Annotated in this window: 19 protein-coding genes, 4 tRNA genes and 1 other RNA gene; 13 read left to right on the top strand and 11 right to left on the bottom strand. The window is 71.7% G+C overall.

Annotated features, from left to right (window positions below):
- Positions 1 to 2 precede the first annotated feature (2 nt).
- A tRNA-Ser gene (locus KK483_RS16740) sits at positions 3 to 90 on the bottom strand.
- A gap of 73 nt (positions 91 to 163) precedes the next feature.
- On the opposite strand from KK483_RS16740, the gene ffs reads away from it, so the two are divergent.
- From ffs to KK483_RS16710, 6 genes are all read left to right on the top strand, one after another.
- An RNA gene (gene ffs / locus KK483_RS16735) (signal recognition particle sRNA small type) lies at positions 164 to 258 on the top strand.
- A gap of 97 nt (positions 259 to 355) precedes the next feature.
- A complete protein-coding gene (locus KK483_RS16730; RefSeq protein ID WP_262006027.1) occupies positions 356 to 2,686 on the top strand; it encodes a DNA polymerase III subunit gamma and tau in 2,331 nt (776 codons plus the stop codon).
- 61 nt (positions 2,687 to 2,747) lie between these two features.
- On the top strand, positions 2,748 to 3,998 hold the full coding sequence (gene purD / locus KK483_RS16725) for a phosphoribosylamine--glycine ligase (protein WP_262006026.1): 1,251 nt from the start codon (positions 2,748 to 2,750) through the stop codon (positions 3,996 to 3,998).
- Positions 3,999 to 4,277: 279 nt separating this feature from the next.
- Complete coding sequence (locus KK483_RS16720; protein ID WP_262009544.1) at positions 4,278 to 6,353, top strand: hypothetical protein; 2,076 nt, start codon at positions 4,278 to 4,280, stop codon at positions 6,351 to 6,353.
- A 140-nt stretch (positions 6,354 to 6,493) separates the two neighbouring features.
- Positions 6,494 to 7,963: a N,N-dimethylformamidase beta subunit family domain-containing protein gene (locus tag KK483_RS16715; RefSeq protein WP_262006025.1), complete on the top strand. Its 1,470-nt coding sequence runs from the start codon at positions 6,494 to 6,496 to the stop codon at positions 7,961 to 7,963.
- 129 nt (positions 7,964 to 8,092) lie between these two features.
- The gene (locus tag KK483_RS16710) at positions 8,093 to 9,007 is read left to right on the top strand and encodes a phosphoribosylaminoimidazolesuccinocarboxamide synthase (protein WP_262006024.1); all 915 of its coding nucleotides are present in this window, start codon (positions 8,093 to 8,095) and stop codon (positions 9,005 to 9,007) included.
- Positions 9,008 to 9,074: 67 nt separating this feature from the next.
- Here KK483_RS16710 and KK483_RS16705 read toward each other — a convergent pair.
- From KK483_RS16705 to KK483_RS16670, 8 genes are all read right to left on the bottom strand, one after another.
- Positions 9,075 to 9,147: transfer RNA gene (locus KK483_RS16705), tRNA-Gly, on the bottom strand.
- A gap of 22 nt (positions 9,148 to 9,169) precedes the next feature.
- Positions 9,170 to 9,787 carry a response regulator transcription factor gene (locus KK483_RS16700; protein ID WP_262006023.1) on the bottom strand — a complete coding sequence of 206 codons (618 nt, stop codon included), beginning with the start codon at positions 9,785 to 9,787 and terminating at the stop codon, positions 9,170 to 9,172.
- Positions 9,750 to 11,216 (bottom strand): histidine kinase, encoded by a 1,467-nt coding sequence (locus KK483_RS16695; protein ID WP_313879235.1) that lies wholly within the window; start codon positions 11,214 to 11,216, stop codon positions 9,750 to 9,752. Before KK483_RS16695 ends, KK483_RS16700 begins: the two co-directional genes overlap by 38 nt.
- 34 nt (positions 11,217 to 11,250) lie before the next feature.
- On the bottom strand, positions 11,251 to 12,015 hold the full coding sequence (locus KK483_RS16690) for an ABC transporter permease (RefSeq protein WP_262006022.1): 765 nt from the start codon (positions 12,013 to 12,015) through the stop codon (positions 11,251 to 11,253).
- A complete protein-coding gene (locus tag KK483_RS16685) occupies positions 12,015 to 12,956 on the bottom strand; it encodes an ABC transporter ATP-binding protein (protein ID WP_262006021.1) in 942 nt (313 codons plus the stop codon). Before KK483_RS16685 ends, KK483_RS16690 begins: the two co-directional genes overlap by 1 nt.
- Positions 12,957 to 13,109: 153 nt before the next feature.
- Positions 13,110 to 13,182 (bottom strand) — tRNA-Gly (locus tag KK483_RS16680).
- A gap of 79 nt (positions 13,183 to 13,261) precedes the next feature.
- Positions 13,262 to 13,333 (bottom strand) — tRNA-Gly (locus tag KK483_RS16675).
- Between the two features lie 136 nt (positions 13,334 to 13,469).
- A complete protein-coding gene (locus KK483_RS16670; RefSeq protein ID WP_262006020.1) occupies positions 13,470 to 13,808 on the bottom strand; it encodes an Lsr2 family protein in 339 nt (112 codons plus the stop codon).
- 343 nt (positions 13,809 to 14,151) lie between these two features.
- Here KK483_RS16670 and purS point away from each other — a divergent pair, with 343 nt between their 5' ends.
- The 3 genes from purS (at position 14,152) to purL (ending at position 17,409) form a co-directional block, all read left to right on the top strand.
- Complete coding sequence (purS, locus tag KK483_RS16665) at positions 14,152 to 14,397, top strand: phosphoribosylformylglycinamidine synthase subunit PurS (protein ID WP_242338389.1); 246 nt, start codon at positions 14,152 to 14,154, stop codon at positions 14,395 to 14,397.
- Positions 14,394 to 15,074 (top strand): phosphoribosylformylglycinamidine synthase subunit PurQ, encoded by a 681-nt coding sequence (gene purQ / locus KK483_RS16660; protein ID WP_262006019.1) that lies wholly within the window; start codon positions 14,394 to 14,396, stop codon positions 15,072 to 15,074. Before purS ends, purQ begins: the two co-directional genes overlap by 4 nt.
- Before the next feature lie 85 nt (positions 15,075 to 15,159).
- Complete coding sequence (purL, locus tag KK483_RS16655) at positions 15,160 to 17,409, top strand: phosphoribosylformylglycinamidine synthase subunit PurL (protein ID WP_262006018.1); 2,250 nt, start codon at positions 15,160 to 15,162, stop codon at positions 17,407 to 17,409.
- 88 nt (positions 17,410 to 17,497) lie between these two features.
- Here purL and KK483_RS16650 read toward each other — a convergent pair whose 3' ends face one another.
- Positions 17,498 to 17,905, bottom strand: coding sequence for a nuclear transport factor 2 family protein (locus KK483_RS16650; protein WP_262006017.1), 408 nt, complete (start codon positions 17,903 to 17,905; stop codon positions 17,498 to 17,500).
- 146 nt (positions 17,906 to 18,051) lie between these two features.
- Here KK483_RS16650 and KK483_RS16645 point away from each other — a divergent pair, with 146 nt between their 5' ends.
- From KK483_RS16645 to purM, 4 genes are all read left to right on the top strand, one after another.
- Complete coding sequence (locus KK483_RS16645) at positions 18,052 to 18,855, top strand: maleylpyruvate isomerase family mycothiol-dependent enzyme (RefSeq protein ID WP_262006016.1); 804 nt, start codon at positions 18,052 to 18,054, stop codon at positions 18,853 to 18,855.
- 63 nt (positions 18,856 to 18,918) lie between these two features.
- Positions 18,919 to 19,743, top strand: coding sequence for an META domain-containing protein (locus KK483_RS16640; protein WP_262006015.1), 825 nt, complete (start codon positions 18,919 to 18,921; stop codon positions 19,741 to 19,743).
- Between the two features lie 246 nt (positions 19,744 to 19,989).
- Positions 19,990 to 21,507 (top strand): amidophosphoribosyltransferase, encoded by a 1,518-nt coding sequence (gene purF, locus KK483_RS16635; protein WP_262006014.1) that lies wholly within the window; start codon positions 19,990 to 19,992, stop codon positions 21,505 to 21,507.
- A 36-nt stretch (positions 21,508 to 21,543) separates the two neighbouring features.
- Complete coding sequence (gene purM, locus KK483_RS16630) at positions 21,544 to 22,608, top strand: phosphoribosylformylglycinamidine cyclo-ligase (RefSeq protein ID WP_262006013.1); 1,065 nt, start codon at positions 21,544 to 21,546, stop codon at positions 22,606 to 22,608.
- A gap of 74 nt (positions 22,609 to 22,682) precedes the next feature.
- On the opposite strand, the gene KK483_RS16625 is transcribed toward purM, so the two are convergent.
- Positions 22,683 to 22,946 carry a DUF3073 domain-containing protein gene (locus tag KK483_RS16625; RefSeq protein WP_262006012.1) on the bottom strand — a complete coding sequence of 88 codons (264 nt, stop codon included), beginning with the start codon at positions 22,944 to 22,946 and terminating at the stop codon, positions 22,683 to 22,685.
- Between the last annotated feature and the right edge of the window lie 102 nt (positions 22,947 to 23,048).

The following is a 23,048-nucleotide window of genomic DNA, read 5'->3' as shown; positions in this document are numbered from 1 at the left end:
ACTGGCGGAGGATACGAGATTCGAACTCGTGAGGGGTTGCCCCCAACACGCTTTCCAAGCGTGCGCCCTAGGCCTCTAGGCGAATCCTCCGCCGGAAACATTACATGACGGCGAGGAGTGCTCGCGAACTCGTTCCCCACCCCCACCATCAGGTACTCTGTGCGGAGCCCCTCACGTGGCGCTATCTGACTGAACTCCCCCAGGGCCGGAAGGCAGCAAGGGTAGGTCGGCTCTGGCGGGTGCGTGAGGGGCGCTTTGCGTTCCGTGAGGTACGGCCGGGCGGCCGGTGGGGTTGGCGCCGGGGGGTTGCGGTGGGCGGAGCCGGTTGTCGGTGGGCCCCGATAACCTCGTAGGCGTGTCGTCCCTTGCGCTGTACCGCCGCTACCGTCCCGAGTCCTTCGCCGAGGTCATCGGGCAGGAGCATGTCACCGACCCGCTGCAGCAGGCGCTGCGGAACAACCGGGTCAATCACGCGTACCTGTTCAGCGGGCCGCGCGGCTGCGGCAAGACGACCAGTGCGCGGATCCTCGCGCGGTGTCTGAACTGTGAGCGGGGACCCACGCCGACCCCGTGCGGGGAGTGCCAGTCCTGCCGGGACCTCGCGCGGAACGGGCCGGGGTCGATCGATGTCATCGAGATCGACGCGGCGTCGCACGGTGGTGTGGACGACGCCCGTGAGCTGCGGGAGAAGGCGTTCTTCGGGCCCGCGTCGAGCCGGTACAAGATCTACATCATCGACGAGGCGCACATGGTCACGTCGGCGGGGTTCAACGCCCTGCTGAAGGTGGTCGAGGAGCCTCCGGAGCATCTCAAGTTCATCTTCGCCACGACCGAGCCCGAGAAGGTCATCGGGACGATCCGGTCGAGGACGCACCACTATCCGTTCCGGCTGGTGCCGCCCGGGACGCTCAGGGAGTACCTGGCGGAGGTCTGCGGCCGCGAGGGCATCCCGGTGGAGGACGGCGTGCTGCCGCTGGTGGTGCGCGCCGGGGCCGGGTCGGTGCGTGACTCGATGTCGGTGATGGACCAGTTGCTCGCGGGCGCGGCCGACGACGGTGTGACGTACGTCATGGCGACGGCCCTGCTCGGCTATACGGACGGGTCGCTCCTGGACGCGGTCGTGGACGCGTTCGCGGCGGGGGACGGGGCCGCGGCGTTCGAGGTCGTGGACCGGGTGATCGAGGGTGGGAACGATCCTCGGCGCTTCGTCGCCGATCTGCTGGAGCGGCTGCGGGACCTCGTGATCCTCGCGGCGGTGCCGGACGCGGCGGAGAAGGGTCTGATCGACGCTCCTGTGGACGTGGTCGAGCGGATGCAGGCGCAGGCGCAGGTGTTCGGGGCCGCCGAGCTCAGCCGCGCCGCCGATCTCGTCAACACCGGGCTGACGGAGATGCGCGGCGCGACCTCGCCGCGGCTGCAGCTGGAGCTGATCTGCGCCCGGGTGCTGCTGCCCGCGGCGTTCGACGACGAGCGTTCGACGCAGGCACGGCTCGACCGGCTGGAGCGCGGGGCCACGTTCTCGACGGGCGCGCAGGCGCCGGCCATGGGGTACGTACCGGCGACGGACGCCCATATGCCGCCCGGGCCGCACGGTCCCGTCGGGGGCGCGGCCGGTGGTCCGGCGGCCGCGCGTGCGGCCGTACGGGGTCCGGGGCCGGGTCCGGGCCCCGGGACCGAGCCACAGGCCGTGCCCGCTGTGCCCGAGGCCCAGCCGGCACCGGCAGCCGCGCCGACACCCGCACCCGCACCCGCACCCGCACCCGTTTCGCCCCCCGCATCCCCGCCCGCCCAGGAGCAGCCCAGCGCGCCGCGCCCCGGTGCCTGGCCCAGCGCCGCGACCCCCGGTGCCGCTACCCCGACCGCCTCGGGCGCAGCCACCGCAGCCACTCCTGCCACCCCGGCCGCCCAGCGCCCCGGCGCCTGGCCGTCCGCAGCCGCACCCGGCCAGGAGCGCAGCGCGCCGGCCGCGCCCTCCCCTGCCACGCCCTCCGCCCCCCAGTCCCAGGCCCAGCCCCAGCCCCAGGTCCAGGCCGTCGCGCCGGGTGCCGCCCAGGGCGCGTCCCAGGTGCGGAACATGTGGCCCGACATCCTGGAGGCGGTCAAGAACCGGCGCCGTTTCACCTGGATCCTGCTCAGTCAGAACGCCCAGGTCGCGGGGTTCGACGGCACCACCCTCCAGCTCGGGTTCATCAACGCGGGAGCACGTGACAACTTCGCGAGCAGCGGCAGCGAGGACGTGCTGCGGCAGGCGCTCGCCGAGCAGTTCAACGTCCAGTGGAAGATCGAGGCGATCATCGACCCGTCGGGCGGTGTGGGCGCGCCCCCTGCCGGGCCCGGCGGCGGTGGCGGCCACGGCGGCCACGGCGGCCGTCCGGCCCCGGCACCCCGGCCTGCCCAGTCGGCGGCACCGCAGTCCCCGTCCCAGCCCCAGTCGCCGCAGCAGGGCCGGCCCGCCGCGCAGCCGCCCGCCCAGGAGCCCCCGCGCGCCGCGGCTGCTGCGCTGCCGCAGTCGTCCCAGGCCGCTGCGCCGGAGCGGCAGGCTCCGGCCCGGCCCGCGCCCGTCGCGCCCGAGGACGACATCCCGGAAGAGGACGATCCAGACCTCGTGGACTCCGCGCTCTCCGGTCACGACCTGATCGTGCGGGAGCTCGGCGCCACGGTCGTGGAGGAATACACAAACGAGTAGGGGCGGGCGCTTCGGCGGCCCGCACAAGGCCGCGCCCGCCGCGCGGGCTACCCTGGCTGCCGTGAAGGTCCTCGTCATCGGCGGCGGCGCCCGCGAACACGCCCTGTGCCGCTCTCTCTCCCTCGACCCCGACGTCACCGCTCTGCACTGCGCGCCCGGCAACGCCGGCATCGCCGAGGTCGCGCGGCTGCACGAGGTGGACGCCCTCGACGGCGCCGCCGTCGCCGCGCTCGCCGGCGAGCTCCGGGCGGATCTCGTCGTCGTCGGCCCCGAGGCACCCCTCGTCGCCGGTGTCGCCGACGCCGTACGTGCCGCGGGGATCCCCTGCTTCGGCCCGTCCCGCGAAGCGGCCGAGCTGGAAGGCTCCAAGGCGTTCGCCAAGGACGTGATGGCCGTGGCGAACGTGCCCACGGCGCGCTCGTACGTCTGCACCACGCCCGAGGAGATCGACGAGGCGCTGGACGCCTTCGGTGCCCCGTACGTCGTGAAGGACGACGGCCTTGCGGCCGGCAAGGGCGTCGTCGTGACCGACGACCTGGAGAAGGCCCGCGAGCACGCGCTCTCCTGCGACCGGGTCGTCATCGAGGAGTACCTCGACGGCCCCGAGGTCTCCCTCTTCGCCATCACGGACGGCGAGACCGTGCTCCCCCTCCAGCCTGCCCAGGACTTCAAGCGCGCCCTCGACGACGACGAGGGTCCGAACACCGGTGGCATGGGCGCGTACTCCCCGCTGCCCTGGGCCGACCCCAAGCTGGTGGACGAGGTCATGGAGACCGTGCTCCAGCCCACCGTGAACGAACTGCGCCGCCGCGGTACGCCGTTCTCCGGGCTGCTCTACGCCGGTCTGGCGATCACCGGCCGCGGCGTACGGGTGATCGAGTTCAACGCTCGTTTCGGTGACCCCGAGACCCAGGTGGTCCTGGCCCGGCTCAAGACCCCGCTCGCGAGCGTCCTGCTCAACGCGGCGAAGGGCACGCTCGCCGACGAGCCCCCGCTCAACTGGCGTGACGACGCTGCCGTCACCGTCGTCGTCGCCTCGCACAACTACCCCGGTACGCCGCGCACCGGCGACCCGATCGAGGGACTTGAGGCCGTCGTGGAGCAGGACGCCCCGCACGCCTACGTCCTGCACGCCGGGACCAGGAAGGACGGCGACGCCGTCGTGAGCGCCGGCGGACGTGTGCTGTCGGTGACGGCGACCGGCGCGAACCTGGCGCAGGCCCGCGAGCGCGCTTATGCGGCAGTCGGCCGTATCAGGCTCGAAGGCTCGCAGCACCGTACGGACATCGCGCGCCGGGCCGCCGGGGAGTGAAACCCGGCGCCGGAAGGCGCCCACGGAACTGAACCCACGCCCTTCCCCTGCCGTCATCACCATTGCCCAAAGCCATTCCATCGAGTGATGGCTGCCCCAGACGGATGACGGTCGCCGAAGCCCCCAACTAGGGTGCGGCGCATGCGTTCCGGCACTTGGCCCACCGGCATTGCGATGTCTGTGGCGGGTGCCACAGTGGGGCTGTGAGCAACGCCGCCGCAGGGCAGACGGGCAGAGGGGGTGAGTCAGGCCGTGGCCGGAACCGGTATCGGTGAGGAGATGGGCGCGCTCGCAGCGCGCTCCCGCGCCCTCGCCGTGTTGCGCATCCGCAGCAGGGCGCTGGCCGTCGCACTGCTGCCCGCCGCTGTCGCCGTCGTGTTGCTGGCGGGCGAGGTCACGGGCCGGATCGGCGGCGGAGTCTGGGACGCCGTGCGCTGGGCGGTGACATCGGTCGCGGTCGTCGTGCTCCTTGCCGCGGCGGGCGTCGCCGCGGTGATCGCCCGGGCCAGGCCGGCCGTCAGTCCGACGGTGGAGCTGGCCAAGGCGTCGGCGCCGGATCTGTACCGGTTGGTGGAGGATCTGGCCGGCCGGCTGGACGTCCCCGTGCCCTCGGCCATAGCGCTCACACCGGACTGCGACAGCTGGCTCGAGGACCGCACGCATCCGGCGACGCACCGGGCGGCGCACCCGAAGCGTGCGGGCGCGCCGAAGCGCGTCGCCGCGGCCCCCGCGATATCCGGCGGCGCAGGCCGCTCGCCCACCGCGCCGGTGCTCGTCATCGGATCCCCGTTCCTGTGGTGGATGCGGGTCGCGGAGCTCCGCGCCGTGCTCGCCCCCGTCGTCGCGGGTACGGGACCGTCCGCGCACCCCGACATAGCCGCCGCCCGGCGCTTCGTGCGCGGCCTCGACGCCGCGGTGGGGGCCGCGGCCCGCCCCGGGCTCGGTCCGCTGCGGGGGCCGGGGCTGGGTCTGGCCGCCCGGGTCGCCAAGCTGCTGCTGCACAGCTGCCGGGTGCATGCCGCCGAGATGGAGCGGGGGGTCGCCGCCGCCGCGTCCGAGCGTGCACAGACTGTGGACTACGGCCTGCGGATCGTCGCGCAGGAGCAGGTCGGCCTCGCGTACGCCGGATGGGACCGGCTGTTGACCCGGGTCGCGCTGCCCGCCTGGCGGATGGGGCGGTGGCCGTCCCGTCTCGACGCGGGCGTGGTCTCCGCACTGACCGAGCTCTCCCGCCGCGACCGGCTGGCCGAGGGCTTCGCCTCCCGGCTCGGCGAGCGCCCCGCCTGCGATCTGCTGGAGGAGCCGGGCACGGTCGACGAGGCCGCCTCGCTGCTGGCCGCGCGCCTGTTCCACGGCGGCCCGGCGGAGGGCGGAGCGGACTGGTCGCCGGTGGACTGGCAGGCGTATCCGGAAGAGGTCGTGGACCGCAAATGGCGCACGGAAGCGGCCCGCCTCCACCGGGTCCTGGACGCGCTGGGCGTCCGCCCCGCAGCCGTGGCGCCCTCCGGGCCGAACCTCGCCCGCGTCGTGGACTATCTCGCGGGCGGGACCCCGGGCCTGTGCGCCCATGGCGTTGCCCTCGGAAGCGCTCCGCACGACAGCGTCCCGCACGACAGCGTCCCGCACGACAGCGTCCCGCACGACAGCGTCCCGCACGACAGCGCCGCGCGCAGCGCCCCGCAGGACAGCGCCGCATACGACAGCGCCGTCGAGCTCGCCCGCGAAAGCGACACCGCTGCGAACGCCGGAATATCCGGGTCGGAGATACCCGGCCCGATCGCGGAGCCCGTGACCAGTCAGGGGGCCGACTCCGATGCCGGGTGCGCCTGTCGTGCCGCCCAGGGCGCTGCAGCAGATGAGCCCGCGCCCGAGGGAGCCGTGCCCGGGGACGACCTCGAGGACGAAGGCCCCGGTTCCGGCCCCGGCTCCGCACTGGCCGCCGGGATCAGCGCCGAGGTCGCACGCGAGGAGGCCGCACGCGAGGAAGCCGCGCGTGAGCGGGACGCACGGTGCGGTGCCGGCGCCGGTGCCGGCGCGCTGCACGGTGTCGGCGACGCCGTCGCCATCTGGGGCACGGAGCCCCTGCCGCTCTTCCCGCTCCAGCCGCCCCGCACCGCCCGTGAGCTGCTCGCCGACCACGTCACCGCCATGGTCTGCTGCGCCGCCGTCGACACCGCGGGCGCCGTCCCGGGTCTCGACTGGCTCGACGGCCCGGCGCTCCTCATCGCGGGCGAGCGCAGCGCGGATCTCGGCGGACGTGTGCGCAGCCTGGTCGAGGACGGCGACCCGGACCCCCTGCGCGACTGGTTCGCCGCGGTGGGCATCCGCCCCGAGAAGCCCGTCCGTCTGGTCTGACGGCCGACCAAGACCGGAATATCCCGTTCCGTTCACGTCAATTCACGACGAACGGTGACGGAGTACGTGCGTTATGTGATGTGCTGGGAGCGGCGCTGACTATCGGGCGCCTCAGGACGGGGGAGCGAAGGAGGGGCGCGATGGGGGCGGAGCAGATCCGGCGGTGGGAATCGGGTGCCCTCGCCCATGCCGTCAGCGATCCCTTCGGCCAGGGCCCGCTGCCCTGGCTGCGCGGCAGTGAGCACTACTTCGACGACACGGGCCAGGTCGTTCCCTGGTACGTGGACCCGGACCCGGCCGCCGCCCGCGGCAAGAGCGCGCGCGGTCCCCTCACCGCCGACGACGTACGCCGCCAGATCAAGGGCTTCGCCTCCACCGGTGCCGTGGCCCCGGGCGAGGCCATCGACTTCCACATCACCGTGGACCCGCCCCAGCAGTTCTCCGTTGACATCTACCGCATCGGTCACTACGGGGGCGACGGAGCCGCCAAGATCACCACCAGCCCCCGTCTCTCCGGCATCGTCCAGCCCGCCCCGCTCACCGCCGACCGCACGGTCTCCTGCCACCACTGGTGGCTCTCCTGGCGGCTCCAGGTCCCTTCGTACTGGTCGATCGGGGCGTACGTCGCCGTCCTCACCACCGCCGACGGGTACCGCTCGCACATCCCGTTCACCGTCCGCGACAGCCACCCCGCCGATCTGCTCCTGCTCCTGCCCGACGTCACCTGGCAGGCGTACAACCTCTATCCCGAGGACGGCAGGACCGGCGCCAGTCTCTATCACGCGTGGGACGAGAGCGGCCGGCTCCTCGGCGAGGAGGACGCGGCGATCACCGTCTCCTTCGACCGCCCGTACGCGGGCGCGGGCCTGCCCCTCCACGTCGGTCACGCCTACGACTTCATCCGCTGGGCCGAGCGGTACGGATACGACCTCGCCTACGCCGACACCCGCGATCTGCACGCCGGCCGGATCGACCCCACCCGCTACCGGGGCCTGGTCTTCCCCGGCCACGACGAGTACTGGTCCGCGCCCATGCGCCGCACCGCCGAGCTCGCCCGCGACCGCGGTACGTCCCTCGTCTTCCTCTCGGCCAACACGATGTACTGGCAGGTCGAGCTCGGCCCGTCCCCCTCCGGCGTCGCGGACCGCCTCCTGACCTGCCGCAAGCGCCGCGGCCCCGGCCGCCCCGCCCTCTGGCGCGAGATCGACCGCCCGGAGCAGCTGCTCCTCGGCATCCAGTACGCGGGCCGGGTCCCCGAGCCGCGCCCCATGGTGGTGCGCAACGCCGACCACTGGCTCTGGGAGGCGACCGGCGCCGGCGACGGCGACGAGATCCCCGGCCTGGTCGCGGGCGAGGCCGACCGCTACTTCCCGCGCACCCCGCTCCCCGAGCACGAGGGCCGCATCCTCCTCGCCCACTCGCCCTACCAGGACACCGACGGCGCCACCCGCCATCAGGAGACGTCCCTCTACCGTGCCCCTTCCGGCGCGCTCGTCTTCGCCTCCGGCACCTTCGCCTGGTCCCCGGCCCTGGACCGCCCGGGCCATGTGGACACCCGCATCCAGCGCGCGACCGCCAATCTCCTCGACCGCATCTGCAAGCGCGACTGAGCACGCGCTGAGCACGCGCTGAGCACGTGCCGAGCACGACCGTCGGACCCCGTCGGACCCCGTCCGCGACCGTTCCGTCCCCGTGGGAGAGAATCGAGACGTTCCTGGATCAACCTACGCGGAGGAACCGTGTCCGGATTCGTAGAAAAACCCGAGCCGCTCCAGGTTCCGGGGCTGACCCACCTCCACACAGGCAAGGTGCGCGACCTGTACGAGACCGGGTCGGGCGATCTCGTGATGGTCGCGAGTGACCGCATCTCCGCGTACGACTGGGTGCTGCCCACCGAGATCCCCGACAAGGGCCGGGTCCTCACCCAGCTCTCCCTCTGGTGGTTCGAGCGCCTGACCGACCTCGTGCCGAACCATGTGCTCTCCACCGACCTGCCGGCCGGTGCCCCCGCCGACTGGTCGGGCCGCACCCTGGTCTGCAAGGCGCTGGACATGGTGCCCGTCGAGTGCGTCGCGCGCGGCTATCTGACCGGCTCCGGTCTCGTCGAGTACAACGAGACCCGTACGGTCTGCGGCCTCGCCCTCCCCGAGGGGCTGGTGGACGGCTCCGAGCTCCCCGCCCCGATCTTCACCCCCGCGACGAAGGCCGCCGTCGGCGACCACGACGAGAACGTGTCGTACGAGGAGGTGGCTCATCAGGTAGGCGCCGAGAGCGCCGCCCTGCTGCGCCAGAAGACGCTCGCCGTCTACGGCCGGGCCCGGGACATCGCCCGGGAGCGCGGGATCATCCTCGCCGACACCAAGTTCGAGTTCGGCTACTCCGCCGCAGGTGAAGAGGGAGCCGAGCTGGTCATCGCGGACGAGGTGCTCACCCCGGACTCCTCCCGCTTCTGGCCCGCCGACCAGTGGCAGCCGGGCCGCGCCCAGCCCTCGTACGACAAGCAGTATGTGCGGGACTGGCTGACCTCTCCGGCCTCCGGCTGGGACCGCAGGAGCGAGCAGCCGCCGCCCGCGCTGCCCGACGAGGTGGTGGCGGCGACCCGCGCCAAGTACGTGGAGGCGTACGAGCGGCTGACCGGCACCGCCTGGTCGTAGGCGGCACGACGCGAGCGCGAGAGGAAGCACGAAGAAGCCCCCGGCCGACCGGGGGCTTCTTCCACAGAGCGGACGACGAGATTCGAACTCGCGACCCTCACCTTGGCAAGGTGATGCTCTACCAACTGAGCCACGTCCGCATGCGCCGAAGCGCGGGAACCACTATACCCAACCTCGCTCACGTGCGAGACGCACCGCCGTGTGCCGGTTCCCGGCGCCGAGCTTCGCGGCCGCCGACGACAGATAGTTACGGACCGTTCCCTGGGAGAGCGAGGCCCGCTCGGCGATCTCCGCGATGGGCGCCCCGTCCCCGGCCAGTTCCAGCACCTCGGCCTCGCGTGCGGTCAGAGGCGAGTCGCCGGCGGAGATCGCGTCGGCGGCCAATTCGGGGTCCACATAACGGTGTCCGGCGTGGACGGTACGGATGATCTCGGCGAGCCGCTGGGCGCTGACGGTCTTCGGTACGAAGCCGCGCACCCCCGCAGCGAGCGCCCGCTTCAGATGCCCGGGGCGGCCGTGACCCGTCACGATCATGACCCGGCACTCCGGCAGCTCGGTCCGCAGCGCTGTGGCCACGTTCACACCGTCGGCGCCCGGCATCTGGAGATCCAGCACCGCCACATCGGGCCGGTGGGCCCGTGCCATGGCGAGGGCCTCGGGACCCGAGGCCGCCTCGGCGACGACGGCGAGATCGTCCTCAAGACCGAGCAGCGCGGCGAGCGCGCCCCGGATGAGGTGCTCGTCATCGGCGAGCAGCACTCTGATGTGATCCCGGCTCACGGCTCTCCTCCACTCCGGCCACTGCTCCGTCCCCCGCTCCGTCCCTGTCCTCAAGGGCATCAAGGTCCCTGAGCTCCTCAAGGCCATCGAGCTCCTCAAGGCCATCGAGCCCGCCGAGCCCGCCGAGCCCGCCGAGCCCGCCGAGCCCGCCGAGCCCGCCGCGGTCCTGCCGCGACCGTCCGGCCGGTACCGGCTCCGGGACCGGCACCGTCGCGGTGAGCCGGAAGCACCCGCCCGCCGAGCCCCCCGCGTCCAGCGTGCCGCCCAGCGCGGCCAGCCGCTCCCGCAGCCCCGCGAGCCCCGAGCCCTGCGAGAGCCCTCCGTCCTCGCCTCCGCCCCCGCCCCGTACGCCGTCGTTCTCCACGGTGAGCACCGCCGCGCCGTCCGACACCGCCAGCGCGATGGTGCACCGCGTCGGCTCGCCGTGCCGCAGGACGTTCGTCGTCGCCTCGCGCACGACCCACGCGAGCGCCGACTGGACATCGCCGGGCAGTCCCGGCTCCGCGCCGTCCGGCGACCCGATCGCGCAGCTGATCCCCGCGGCGGTCAACACCCCTTGTGCTCCGGCGAGTTCGGTGTGCAGATCGGCCGCACGGTAGCCGCGTACGACGTCCCGTACCTCCCGCTGCGACTCCCGGGCCGTCCGCTGGACCTCGACCATCTGGTCCACGGCCTCCGGCCGTCCGCGCCGGGCCAGTTGCACTGCCAGCTCGCTCTTGAGCGCGATCACCGCGAGGTTGCGGCCGAGTACGTCGTGCAGATCGCGCCCGAACCGCAGCCGCTCCTCCGCGACGGCGAGCCGCGCCTGCACGTCGCGGGCCTCCCGCAGCTCCCACATCACCGCCAGCACCCACATCGAGATACGGGCGGTGAAGGCGACCCAGCCGACGGCGAAGGCGACGGTGATGAGCGTGACCAGCGTCTGCGTCGCGCTCTTGCCGGTCAGCGGGATCAGCGCACCCAGCACCGCGAGGACCCCCGCGTGGACCAGGATCGTCGTACGCCGCCGCACGATGAGGCAGTGGGCGGTCACGAACGGCACCAGCGCAGGCCACAGCGCCACCCTCAGCAGCTGTGCCGACGGGACCGACGCCGCCAGCCACAGCACCGCCCCGACCGTCGCCGCCGTCACCGCGGCCGCCCAGAACAGGAGCCGACGAGGGACCGTCCCCTGGCCCAGGTACGCGTCCATCGCGTGCCGCACCAGCGGGGTGCACACGACGCCCACCGCGGCCCCGAGCAGCGGCGCGGCGATCACGACGCCGAACGGTGCACCCGAGCGGACGGGCCGGGTCAGCATGATCAGCGTCAGCCCGACCACGGCGACCCACATCAGCAGGTACACGGTGCCGCGCGTGTACAGATCGACCTTGGCGAGGCCGCTGCGACCGCTCCAGCCCTTCACCCGCACGAGTACGTCTCCGCTCACTTCCGAAACTCACTTCACTTCCGAGCGCCGGCCGTCATCGCCGCGGCTCCCAGCGGAACCACCGTCGCACAGCCACCAGCGAACAGGCGATCCAGATCAGCGCGCGCAGTGCCGCACGCCCCGCCTCCGCCGCGTCCGCCCCGCCGAGCAGGCCCGCCTGGACGAGCTCCATCACCCCGGTCATCGGCAGCCGTTCGCAGACCCAGGCGATCCGGTCCGGCAGGAGGTCGACCGGGACGAACAGCCCCGAGCCCGCGGCGCAGACCAGGAACAGCGGCATCGTGGTGATCTGCGCGCTCTCGGTGGTCCTGGTGAGCGCGGCGGTGGCGGCAGCCAGCACCGTCATCAGGACGATGCCCAGCAGGACACCGGCGACGAGCAGTTCGGGCCGCTTCGGGCCTCCCGCGTCGAGGAACACGGCCCCCGCGACGACCACCAGCACGCTCTGCGCGAGCGCCAGCGCGGCGGCCGGCAGCGCGGTCCCGGCGAGGATCTCCGCGTCGGAGACCTCCCCCGTGCGCAGCCGCTTCAGCACCAGCTCCTCGCGCCGCGACACGAAAGCGGAGGTGAGGTTGAGGTACACGACCAGGAGCAGCACCATCCCGATGGCGCCGCTGAGCAGCGCCCCGTTGAGGGTGATCCCGGCCGCGCCGAGGTCGAGGCGGCCGAGCGAGGAGCGCATGGACGCCACCATGGCCACGGGCAGGAGCAGCGCGACGACGAGCGCCGTCCTGTTCCGTGCGAGAAGCGTCAGTTCGGCCCGCCCCAGCGCGGCCAGCCGTGCCGTCCCGGCCCGCATCACATTCCCACCGCTTCCGTCTGTGCCGTCGTGTCGGCGATGTCGAGGAACGCCTCTTCGAGGGAGGCCGAGCGGGCGTCGAGCCCTTCGAGGCGTACGCCGGACTCGTCGGCCCAGCGCAGCAGTTCACCGAGTGCGTTCTGCAGCTCGTGCGTGCGGATCTCGATCCGCCGGTCGTCCGACTCGGCCGCCCGCAGCGAGAGCGGCAGCCGTGCCGCCGGGATGCCGTCAGGGAGGCGGAAGCGGATCCGGGACGGGCGTGAGGCGGTCACCTCCGCGGGGGTCCCGGATGTCACGATCCGTCCCTGGTGCATGATCGCGAGCCGTTCGGCGAGCGACTCGGCCTCCTCCAGGTAGTGCGTGGTCAGCAGCACGGTCGTGCCGCTGTCGCGCAGTCGGCGCACCAACTGCCAGGTGTCGCGGCGCCCCTCCGCGTCGAGCCCGGTCGTCGGCTCGTCGAGGAAGAGGACCTCGGGGGCGCCGAGCAGGGCCAGGGCCAGATCGAGCCGCCGCCGCTCGCCGCCGGAGAGCTGCTTGACGCGTACGCGCGCCCGGGCACCGAGGCCCACCAGGTCCAGCGCCTGGGCCACCGGGCGGGCGCCGCTCGTGCAGCCGGCCCACATCCGTACGGTCTCGGCGACCGTCAGCTCGGCGGGGAAGCCGCCTTCCTGGAGCATGACCCCGATCCGGGGCCGTACGGCGGCCCGTTCGCGGTACGGGTCGTGGCCGAGCACGCGTACGGCGCCGCCGCTCGGGGCGGCCAGTCCCTCCAGCAGTTCGACGGTGGAGGTCTTGCCCGCGCCGTTCGTGCCGAGCAGCGCGAAGACCTCACCGCGCGCGACGGAGAAGGTGATTCCGCTCACAGCCTCGAAGCCGCCGGTGTAACTGCGGCGCAGTCCACGGGCTTCGATCACGTGCTCCGGATCGTCATCGGATTTCATGCCTCAAGGCTTCCGCCGGACCGGAGCCGCGGGCAGTGCACGCTGTCATCGCCGCGTATGACAAATGTCAGTGCCGTTGGGCGGGATGGCGAACCGTTGGGTCGAGGAAACGACGAAGGCCCTGGTCATATCGACCAGGGCCTTCGCTCTCTGAGCGGACGACGAGATTCGAACTCGCGACCCTCACCTTGGCAAGGTGATGCTCTACCAACTGAGCCACGTCCGCATTGCTGCCGCTCAGCTCTCACTGGGCGGTGCGTTCACCACTGTACCTGATCCACCGGGGTGGTTGGTACGTGGTGCGGAGCGGGTGACAGGAATTGCACACTGCGCCTTCCCTCTGGAAGAGGGCTGTTCTACTACTGAACTACACCCGCACGCTCCGTGAGGTCCGGCCTTCCGGCCTCGCCCCTCGGCGTGATCCAGACTTTAGCCCACCTGCGGGGGTGTAGTGCAACTCGGTTCTCCGGGGACCCCGTTCCGCGGGGCTTCTCCCGGTGTTCCGTGGGGTGTTCAGCTCGCCTCGCGGAACGCCTCGTAGATCCGCTTGGGGATCCGGCCGCGGGCCGGCACCTCCATCTTGTTGGACTGGGCCCAGGCGCGGACCGCCGCGGGGTCGGGCTCGAGGGCCGTGTGCCGGTACTCCCGGCGCGCCTTGCCCGGGTGCCGTGACTGCTTCGTCGCCTTGCGGCCTGCCGCCATGTACGGAGCGAGCGCGGTGCGCAGTTTCTTTGCATTGGCGGGGTTGAGGTCGATCTCGTACGACTTCCCGTCCAGGCTGAACGCAACCGTTTCCGCCGCTTCTCCGCCGTCGATGTCGTCGGAGAGTGTGACCACTACGCGCTGAGCCACGGATATCGGTCCTTTCCTGCGGTTTCGCCGTGTCGGTCGATCGGTCGCCACCGGTGCGGCCCGGTGTGCGACCGGGTCGTTCGGTGGAGCCGTTGCCCACATGCGGCGATACCGGTATTCCGGCTGATGCGAAGGCAATGCTGCTTTCCGCTGTATTCCTTTGTACAGCGACCAGCGGCGCATTGTGAAGCCCAGCCAATTGCATCAGCGTGTCATCCGCAATGGGTCGGGGGAGTTTTTCTCTGGATTTTCACATGGGGTTCTCCGGATATCTATGCGCGTAGATTTTTCGGGCGGGTACGCTGAGGGAACCGCCTTCAGCACCACACCACCGGGAGTGCCAGTGGCACGCGTCGTAGTCGACGTCATGCTCAAGCCGGAGATCCTCGACCCGCAGGGACAGGCGGTGCAGCGCGCACTGCCCCGCCTCGGCTTCGAGGGGATCGCGGACGTCCGTCAGGGAAAGCGTTTCGAGCTCGAGGTGGAGGGGCCGGTCGACGAGGCCGCCCTCGCCCGTATCCATGAGATGGCCGAAACGTTCCTCGCCAACACCGTCATCGAGGACTTCGTCGTAAAGGTGGAGTCGTGACCTCCCGCATCGGAGTCGTCACGTTTCCTGGGACGCTCGACGACCAGGACGCCCTGCGCGCGGTCCGCATCGCGGGCGCGGAGCCCGTTTCGCTGTGGCACCGCGACAAGGACCTCAAGCAGGTCGACGCGGTGGTCCTCGCGGGCGGCTTCTCCTACGGCGACTATCTGCGGGCGGGCGCCATCTCCCGCTTCTCGCCGGTGATGGAAACGATCATCGAGCAGGCCAGGGCCGGACTTCCGGTCCTCGGTATCTGCAATGGCTTCCAGGTCCTCACCGAGGCCCATCTGCTGCCCGGCGCGATGCTGCGCAACAACCACCTGCACTTCATCTGCCGCGACCAGAAGCTGCGGGTGGAGAACGCGGAGACCGCCTGGACCTCCGACTACGCGCAGGGCCAGGAGATCTGCGTCCCGCTGAAGAACATGGACGGCCGCTACGTCGCGGACGAGCACGTCCTCGACCAGCTGGAGGCGGAGGGCCGGGTCGCCTTCCGCTACCTGGACGGCAACCCGAACGGCTCGCTGCGTGACATCGCGGGCATCACCAACGCCGCCGGCAACGTCGTCGGCCTGATGCCGCACCCCGAGCACGCCGTGGAGCCGCTGATCGGCACCGGCGGCACCGACGGCCTCGGGTTCTTCACCTCGGTCATCAAGAAGCTGGTCGCCTCATGACTCTCGACGCCGGAACAGCCGAGAGAGCGACCGAGCGCCCCGTCGGCGACGACAGCACCACCATCACGCGAAGGAGCGACCGAGCGTGACCCTCGACACCGTCAAGCAGGCCACCGAGACGCCCGAGGCCGAGCAGCCCTGGAAGGAGCTCGGCCTCAAGGAGGACGAGTACGCGCGCATCCGCGAGATCCTCGGCCGCCGCCCGACCGGCGCCGAGCTCGCCATGTACTCCGTCATGTGGTCCGAGCACTGCTCGTACAAGAGCAGCAAGATGCACCTGCGCCAGTTCGGCGAGAAGGCCCCCGAGAACGACGCGATGCTCGTCGGCATCGGCGAGAACGCGGGCGTCGTGGACGTCGGCCAGGGCTACGCGGTCACCTTCAAGGTCGAGTCGCACAACCACCCCAGCTACATCGAGCCCTACCAGGGCGCGGCCACCGGCGTCGGCGGCATCGTCCGCGACATCCTCGCGATGGGCGCCCGCCCGGTCGCCGTCATGGACCCGCTGCGCTTCGGCGCCGCCGACCACCCCGACACCAAGCGCGTCCTGCCGGGCGTCGTCGCGGGCATCGGCGGCTACGGCAACTGCCTGGGCCTGCCCAACATCGGCGGCGAGGTCGTCTTCGACTCCTGCTACCAGGGCAACCCGCTGGTCAACGCCCTGTGCGTGGGCGTCATGAAGCACGAGGACATCCACCTCGCCAAGGCGTCCGGCGCCGGCAACAAGGTGATCCTGTACGGCGCCCGCACCGGCGGCGACGGCATCGGCGGCGTCTCGGTCCTCGCGTCCGAGACCTTCGAGTCGACCGGCCCGGCCAAGCGCCCGGCCGTCCAGGTCGGCGACCCCTTCCAGGAGAAGCTCCTCATCGAGTGCACCCTGGAGATCTTCAAGGAGCGCCTGGTCGCGGGCATCCAGGACCTCGGCGGCGCGGGCCTGTCCTGCGCCACGAGCGAGCTGGCCTCCGCGGGCTCCGGCGGCATGCGGGTCGAGCTCGACACCGTTCCGCTGCGCGACGCGACCCTCTCGCCCGAGGAGATCCTCATGAGCGAGTCGCAGGAGCGCATGTGCGCGATCGTCGAGCCCCGGCACGTCGACCGCTTCCTGGAGATCTGCGAGAAGTGGGACGTCATCGCCACCGTCATCGGTGAGGTGACGGACGGCGAGCGGCTCGAGATCTTCTGGCACGGCGAGCAGATCGTCGACGTACCGCCGCGGACCGTCGCGCACGAGGGCCCGGTGTACGAGCGCCCCTACGCCCGCCCCGAGTGGCAGGACGCGCTCCAGGCCGACGACGCGGCCGCGCTGGCCCGCCCGGCGGACGCGGACGAGCTGCGCGCGCAGGTGCTCAAGGTCGTCGCGTCGCCGAACCAGGCGTCGAAGGCGTGGATCACCGACCAGTACGACCGCTTCGTGCAGGGCAACACCGTGCTCGCCCAGCCCGAGGACTCCGGCATGGTCCGTATCGACCCGGACACCAACCTCGGTGTCGCGGTCGCCACGGACGGCAACGGCCGGTACGCGAAGCTCGACCCGTACGCGGGCGCGCAGCTGGCGCTGGCCGAGGCGTACCGCAACGTCGCCGCGTCGGGCGCCAAGCCGCTCGCGGTCTCGGACTGCCTGAACTTCGGCTCGCCCGAGGACCCGGCCGTCATGTGGCAGTTCGCCGAGGCCACGCGCGGTCTCGCCGACGCCTGCCACACCCTCGGCACGCCGGTGACCGGCGGCAACGTCTCGCTCTACAACCAGACGGGCGAGACGGCGATCCACCCGACGCCGGTCGTGGCCGTCCTCGGTGTGATCGACGACGTCACACGGCGCACCCCGATCGCCTTCGCCGAAGAGGGCCAGCTCCTCTACCTGCTGGGCGAGACGCGTGAGGAGTTCGGCGGTTCGGCCTGGTCGCAGGTGGTCCACGACCACCTCGGCGGACTGCCCCCGAAGGTGGACCTGGAGCGTGAGCGGCTGCTCGGCGAGATCCTGATCTCGGCCTCCCGCGACGGCATGGTCGACGCGGCGCACGACCTGTCGGACGGCGGTCTCGTCCAGGCCGTCACCGAGTCGTGCCTGCGCGGCGGCAAGGGCGCACGCCTGGTCGTCCCCGACGGCCTGGACGCCTTCACGTTCCTCTTCAGCGAGTCGGCGGGCCGCGCGGTCGTCGCCGTCCCGCGCAGCGAGGAGCTCCGCTTCACCGACATGTGCGGGGCGCGGGGTCTGCCGGCGACCCGGATCGGTGTGGTCGACGGCGATGCGGTCGAGGTGCAGGGTGTGTTCGGCATCCCGCTGAGCGAGCTGCGTACGGCGCACGAGGAGACCATCCCGGCGCTGCTGGCCTGACGCCCGCCCGACTGGCGTTCACCGCGGCCCCGCTCCTCCAGGGAGCGGGGCCGCGGTGCGTCGTACGAGGGCGGGCTCGGGGCCGGGCTCAGGCCGCCGCGGCGTTCCAGAACGCGTCCACCTCGTCGATGTCCTCGACGCACTCGTCGATGTCGCTGATCTTGCCGCCGACGACGGTGAAGAACAGCCCGTTGTTCATCTCGATCCCGCGGTCGCCGCACTCGGCGAAGGCCCGGTGGAAGGCCATGACGTGGCCGCGGCCGTCGGCGGCGACCGCCCTGAGGTCGGCCCGGTAGCTGCCGCGGGTCAGCTCGGAGACCTTCCCGAACAGCTCCAGTACCGCGTCGCGGCCCTTGTGGTGCCCGGAGACCGGGTTGTCCCCGGGGACATGGTGGACGACGTCCGCCGTCATCATCGACGCGAGGGCGTCCCTGTCGCCTTTGCCGAACGCTTCGTAGACCCGGTGGACGAGGGCGCTGTCCGGGTGCTCAGCCATGATCGCCTCACGCCTTTCGTGCAGGTGGTGCCGCGTCGTGCCGCTGCTCGTCACGCTTCCTCCATCCTCCGCCGGGTCCGAGCCCCCTGCCAGGCGGATGGGGGTATCTCCCTGTCGAGAGCTCCGGGGGAGGCTAGCCTCGCCCCATGCCACCGGCCAGGAAGCGCACCCGCGCCCGCAGCTACGACTCCGCCAGGATCAGGGCCGCTGTGCTCGCGCAGTTCGGCCACGTACAGGACGCGGTCGGGACGCTGACGCCCGAGCAGCTGGCGCTGCCCACCGGGCTGGGCGACTGGACGGTGCGGGAGCTGGCCGCGCACATCACGCTGAACGTGGGCGCGGTGGCGCGGAAGGTCGCGCTGCCCGAGCCGCAGGCGGTGGAGGTCGCCCTGCTGGACTGGCCGTTCACGACGGCGGGGCTTGCGGACGCGATCAACGAGGACACACACGCGCTCGCCGAGGCGACCAGGGACCTCGGCGTGCTGTACGAGCGGACGGCGAGCGAGCTCGCCGCCGCCCTGGCCGCCGCGTCCGACGATCGGCTGGTGCAGGCCCGGATGGGCGCGATGCGGCTCGGCGACCACCTGGTCACGCGCACGGTCGAGCTCGTCGTCCACACCGACGACCTGAACACCGCCGTCCCCGGGCTCGCCGTGCCGTACGACCGGCAGGCGCTCGCCGCCTGCGTACGCCTGCTGGCCGACGCCCTCGCCGTGAAGGCGCCCGGCGGCTCGGTGGAGGTGCGGATCCCGCCGTACGCCGTGGTGCAGTGCGTCGAGGGACCCCGGCACACCCGCGGCACCCCGCCGAACGTCGTCGAGACCGACCCGCTGACCTGGGTCCGGCTCGCGACGGGGCGTACGGGCTGGGCCGAGGCGCTCGACGCGGCGCAGGTCAGTGCGAGCGGGGAGCGGGCGGATCTGTCGGGTCTGCTGCCGCTGCTGGGCTGAGGGAGCCGGGCGCCCGGCGCGCGGGACCTGGAACCGGAGTCCCGTCCGCACCGTCACACCGGCATGCGAACCAAGCTGATCGTCCCCGCCGCTGCCGCCGTCACCGCCGTCCTCACGCTGACCGCCTGCGGCACGGAGTCCGGCTCGGGCCCCGGCGCGGGCTCGGGCAGCGCGGGCGGTTCCGTGGGGCCCGCCCTCCCCGTCGCCGGTGTCCACTGGAGCGTCGACAGCGTCACCGTCGACGGGAAGCGGACGGAAGCCCCCGAGAATGCCCACGTCGAGATCGACACCAAGGGCCGGGCGTCGGGCAACTACGGCTGCAACCACTTCGGCGCGGACGTCAGCGTCGAGGGCGACACGATCACCGTCGGCCAGGGCCAGATGACCGAGATCGGCTGCCCGGAGGAGCTCGCGGCCTTCGAGAAGGCCATGAGCAAGGCGTTCGCCGGCAAGCTCAAGGCGAAGCTGACGGACGGAAGCCTCACCCTGACCGCCACGAACGGTGACTCGATCGCCCTGACCGAGGAGAACGCCGCCCCGCTGGTGGGCACCGAGTGGACCGTCACCTCACTCGTCACGGGCGACACGGCGGCCTCGCTCCCGGCCGGCACGGAGAAGAAGGCGCACTTCGTCGTCGGCAAGGACGGCTCCGTACGCGGCAGCCTCGGCTGCAACACCTTCACCGGTACGGCGACGGTCTCGGAGTCCGCCAAGACGATCACCTTCGGCCGGCTGGCCACGACGCGGCGCATGTGCGCGGGCCCGGAGATGACCCTGGAGCGGCAGCTGACAAGCGTCCTTCAGGGCACGGTGGCGTACGAGGTGCGGCATCGCGGGCTGTCCCTCACCGCGGACGGCGGCAAGGGCCTGGCGGCGACGGCGTCCTGACCGGCGCCCATCGACGGCGACGGCGTCCTGACCGGCGCCCATCGACCGGCAGGTCCGGGCGGGAAGGGCCCGCGGGGACAGTGCGGAGAGTGATGTGCGGCACGCCTCCGGACGTCCTGTACCGACCCGTACGACCCCCCAAAGGCTTCATTACGCGGCTTTTGTGCGAACATCCGACCGCATCAATCCCGCCCGTGGCCCGTCCCCAATTCGGACCAGTGGTCGATCTCGCCTACACTCGGTGCCGTGCCACGTGGTGACGGACGACTCAACCACGACCTGCTCCCCGGTGAGAAGGGCCCCCAGGACGCTTGCGGCGTCTTCGGTGTCTGGGCTCCGGGCGAAGAGGTCGCCAAGCTCACGTACTTCGGGCTCTACGCCCTCCAACACCGGGGCCAGGAATCCGCGGGTATCGCGGTCAGCAACGGCTCCCAGATCCTCGTCTTCAAGGACATGGGACTGGTCTCCCAGGTCTTCGACGAGACCTCACTCGGCTCCCTCAAGGGTCATATCGCGGTCGGTCACGCCCGCTACTCGACCACCGGAGCCTCCGTGTGGGAGAACGCGCAGCCGACCTTCCGGGCGACCGCCAACGGCTCCATCGCGCTCGGCCACAACGGCAACCTGGTCAACACCGCCCAGCTCGCCGCGATGGTCGCCGACCTCCCCAAGGAGAACGGCCGCGCCACCCAGGTCGCCGCCACCAACGACACCGATCTCGTCACCGCGCTGCTCGCCGGGCAGACCGACGACGACGGAAAGCCCCTCACCATCGAGGAAGCGGCCACCAAGGTCCTCCCCGAGGTCATGGGCGCCTTCTCGCTGGTCTTCATGGACGAGCACACCCTCTACGCCGCCCGCGACCCGCAGGGCATCCGCCCGCTGGTCCTCGGCCGGCTGGAGCGCGGCTGGGTGATCGCCTCCGAGACCGCCGCCCTCGACATCTGCGGCGCCAGCTTCGTCCGCGAGATCGAGCCGGGTGAGCTCATCGCGATCGACGAGAACGGACTCCGCACCTCCCGATTCGCAGAAGCGAAGCCCAAGGGCTGTGTGTTCGAGTACGTGTACCTCGCCCGCCCCGACACCGACATCGCCGGCCGCAACGTCTACCTCTCCCGTGTGGAGATGGGCCGCCGCCTGGCGAAGGAAGCCCCCGCCGAGGCCGATCTCGTCATAGCGACGCCGGAGTCCGGCACCCCCGCCGCCATCGGCTACGCGGAGGCGTCAGGCATCCCCTACGGCGCGGGCCTGGTCAAGAACGCCTATGTGGGCCGGACCTTCATCCAGCCCTCGCAGACCATCCGCCAGCTCGGCATCCGCCTCAAGCTGAACCCCCTCAAGGAAGTCATCAAGGGCAAGCGCCTCGTGGTCGTCGACGACTCGATCGTCCGCGGCAACACCCAGCGCGCCCTCGTCCGGATGCTCCGCGAGGCCGGGGCCGCCGAGGTCCACATCCGGATCTCGTCCCCGCCGGTCAAGTGGCCCTGCTTCTTCGGCATAGATTTCGCGACCCGCGCCGAGCTCATCGCCAACGGCATGACGATCGACGAGATCGGCACCTCGCTCGGCGCCGACTCCCTCGCGTACATCTCCATCGACGGCATGATCGAGGCCACGGCCATCGACAAGCCGAACCTCTGCCGCGCCTGCTTCGACGGCGAGTACCCGATGGAGCTGCCCGACCCGGAGCTCCTCGGCAAGCAGCTTCTGGAGACCGAGCTGGCGGGCGGCGCCGACGCCGCCGACGCGCTCCGTCGTCCGTGATCAAGCCCCGTCATTCCAACCGAAAGATCCCAGGCAATGTCTGAGACAGGTGCTTCCTACGCGGCAGCGGGCGTCGACATCGAGGCGGGAGACCGCGCCGTCGAACTCATGAAGGAGTGGGTGAAGAAGACCCAGCGGCCCGAGGTCCTCGGCGGCCTCGGCGGCTTCGCCGGACTCTTCGACGCCTCCGCCCTCAAGCGGTACGAGCGCCCGCTGCTCGCCTCGGCCACCGACGGAGTCGGCACGAAGGTCGACATCGCCCGCCAGATGGGCGTGTACGACACGATCGGCCACGACCTCGTGGCGATGGTCATGGACGACATCGTCGTGTGCGGTGCCGAGCCGCTCTTCATGACCGACTACATCTGCGTCGGCAAGGTCCACCCGGAGCGCGTCGCCGCCATCGTCAAGGGCATCGCCGAGGGCTGCGTCCTGGCCGGCACCGCCCTCGTCGGCGGCGAGACGGCCGAGCACCCGGGGCTCCTCGGACCGGACGACTTCGACGTCGCCGGCGCCGGCACGGGCGTCGTGGAGGCCGACCGGCTGCTGGGCGCGGATCGTATCCGTACGGGGGACGCCGTCATCGCCATGGCGTCGTCGGGCCTTCACTCCAACGGGTACTCGCTCGTCCGCCACGTGGTGTTCGAGCGGGCCGGCTGGGCGCTGGACCGGGAGGTCCCGGAGTTCGGCCGCACCCTCGGCGAGGAGCTGCTGGAGCCCACCAAGATCTACTCGCTGGACTGCCTCGCGATGACCCGCACCACCGAGGTGCACGCCTTCAGCCACGTCACCGGCGGCGGACTCGCGGCGAACCTCGCCCGCGTCGTCCCGGACCATCTGCATGCCGTGGTCGACCGGTCCACCTGGGCCCCGGGCGCGGTCTTCGACGTCGTCGGCGGCGCCGGCGGGGTCGAGCGGCTGGAGCTGGAGAAGACCCTCAACATGGGCGTCGGCATGATCGCCGTCGTGCCGGAGGAGTCGGTCGACGTGGCACTGACGACCCTCGCGGACCGTGGCGTCGACGCCTGGGTGGCCGGCGAGGTCATCGAGCGCGGCGAGCACTCCACCGGCGCCGGCATGCAGGGCACGTATTCACATTGAGAGCTGTCGCGAGCTGAACAGCACAGAACCCGGTCCGGGGGCAAGGCCCTGGACCGGGTTGACGTGTGCTGGCGTCAAGCGCCGCGACGCTGCGAGGGCGAGGACTCGTCGTCCCCCTCGTCGTCCTCGTCATCGTTGTACAGCTCCGCATAGCGGGCGTACGGGTCGTCTTCCTCGTCATCCTCGAACGGCTCAGCGTTCGGCGGCTGGCTCGAAATCGGACTCGAAGTCGATGCGCCCAGCTCGTTGGCCAGACGCGACAGGTCAGTCCCGCCGCTGTTGTACTTCAGCTGGCGGGCGACCTTCGTCTGCTTGGCCTTGGCCCGGCCGCGCCCCATGGCTCGACCCCCTCGGTGACGGGGCTCGACGGCCCCAGAGTCTTGACACGCGTTCATGATTCGGAACGGGCTCTCCTCGAAGAGACCGGTCCGTAGAGCTTC

It is taken from the genome of Streptomyces sp. FIT100, assembly GCF_024584805.1.
In the GTDB taxonomy this organism is placed as follows: Bacteria; Actinomycetota; Actinomycetes; order Streptomycetales; family Streptomycetaceae; genus Streptomyces.
The sequence above is the reverse complement of the archived record's forward strand: the minus strand, read 5'-3'. Positions and strand labels throughout refer to the sequence as shown.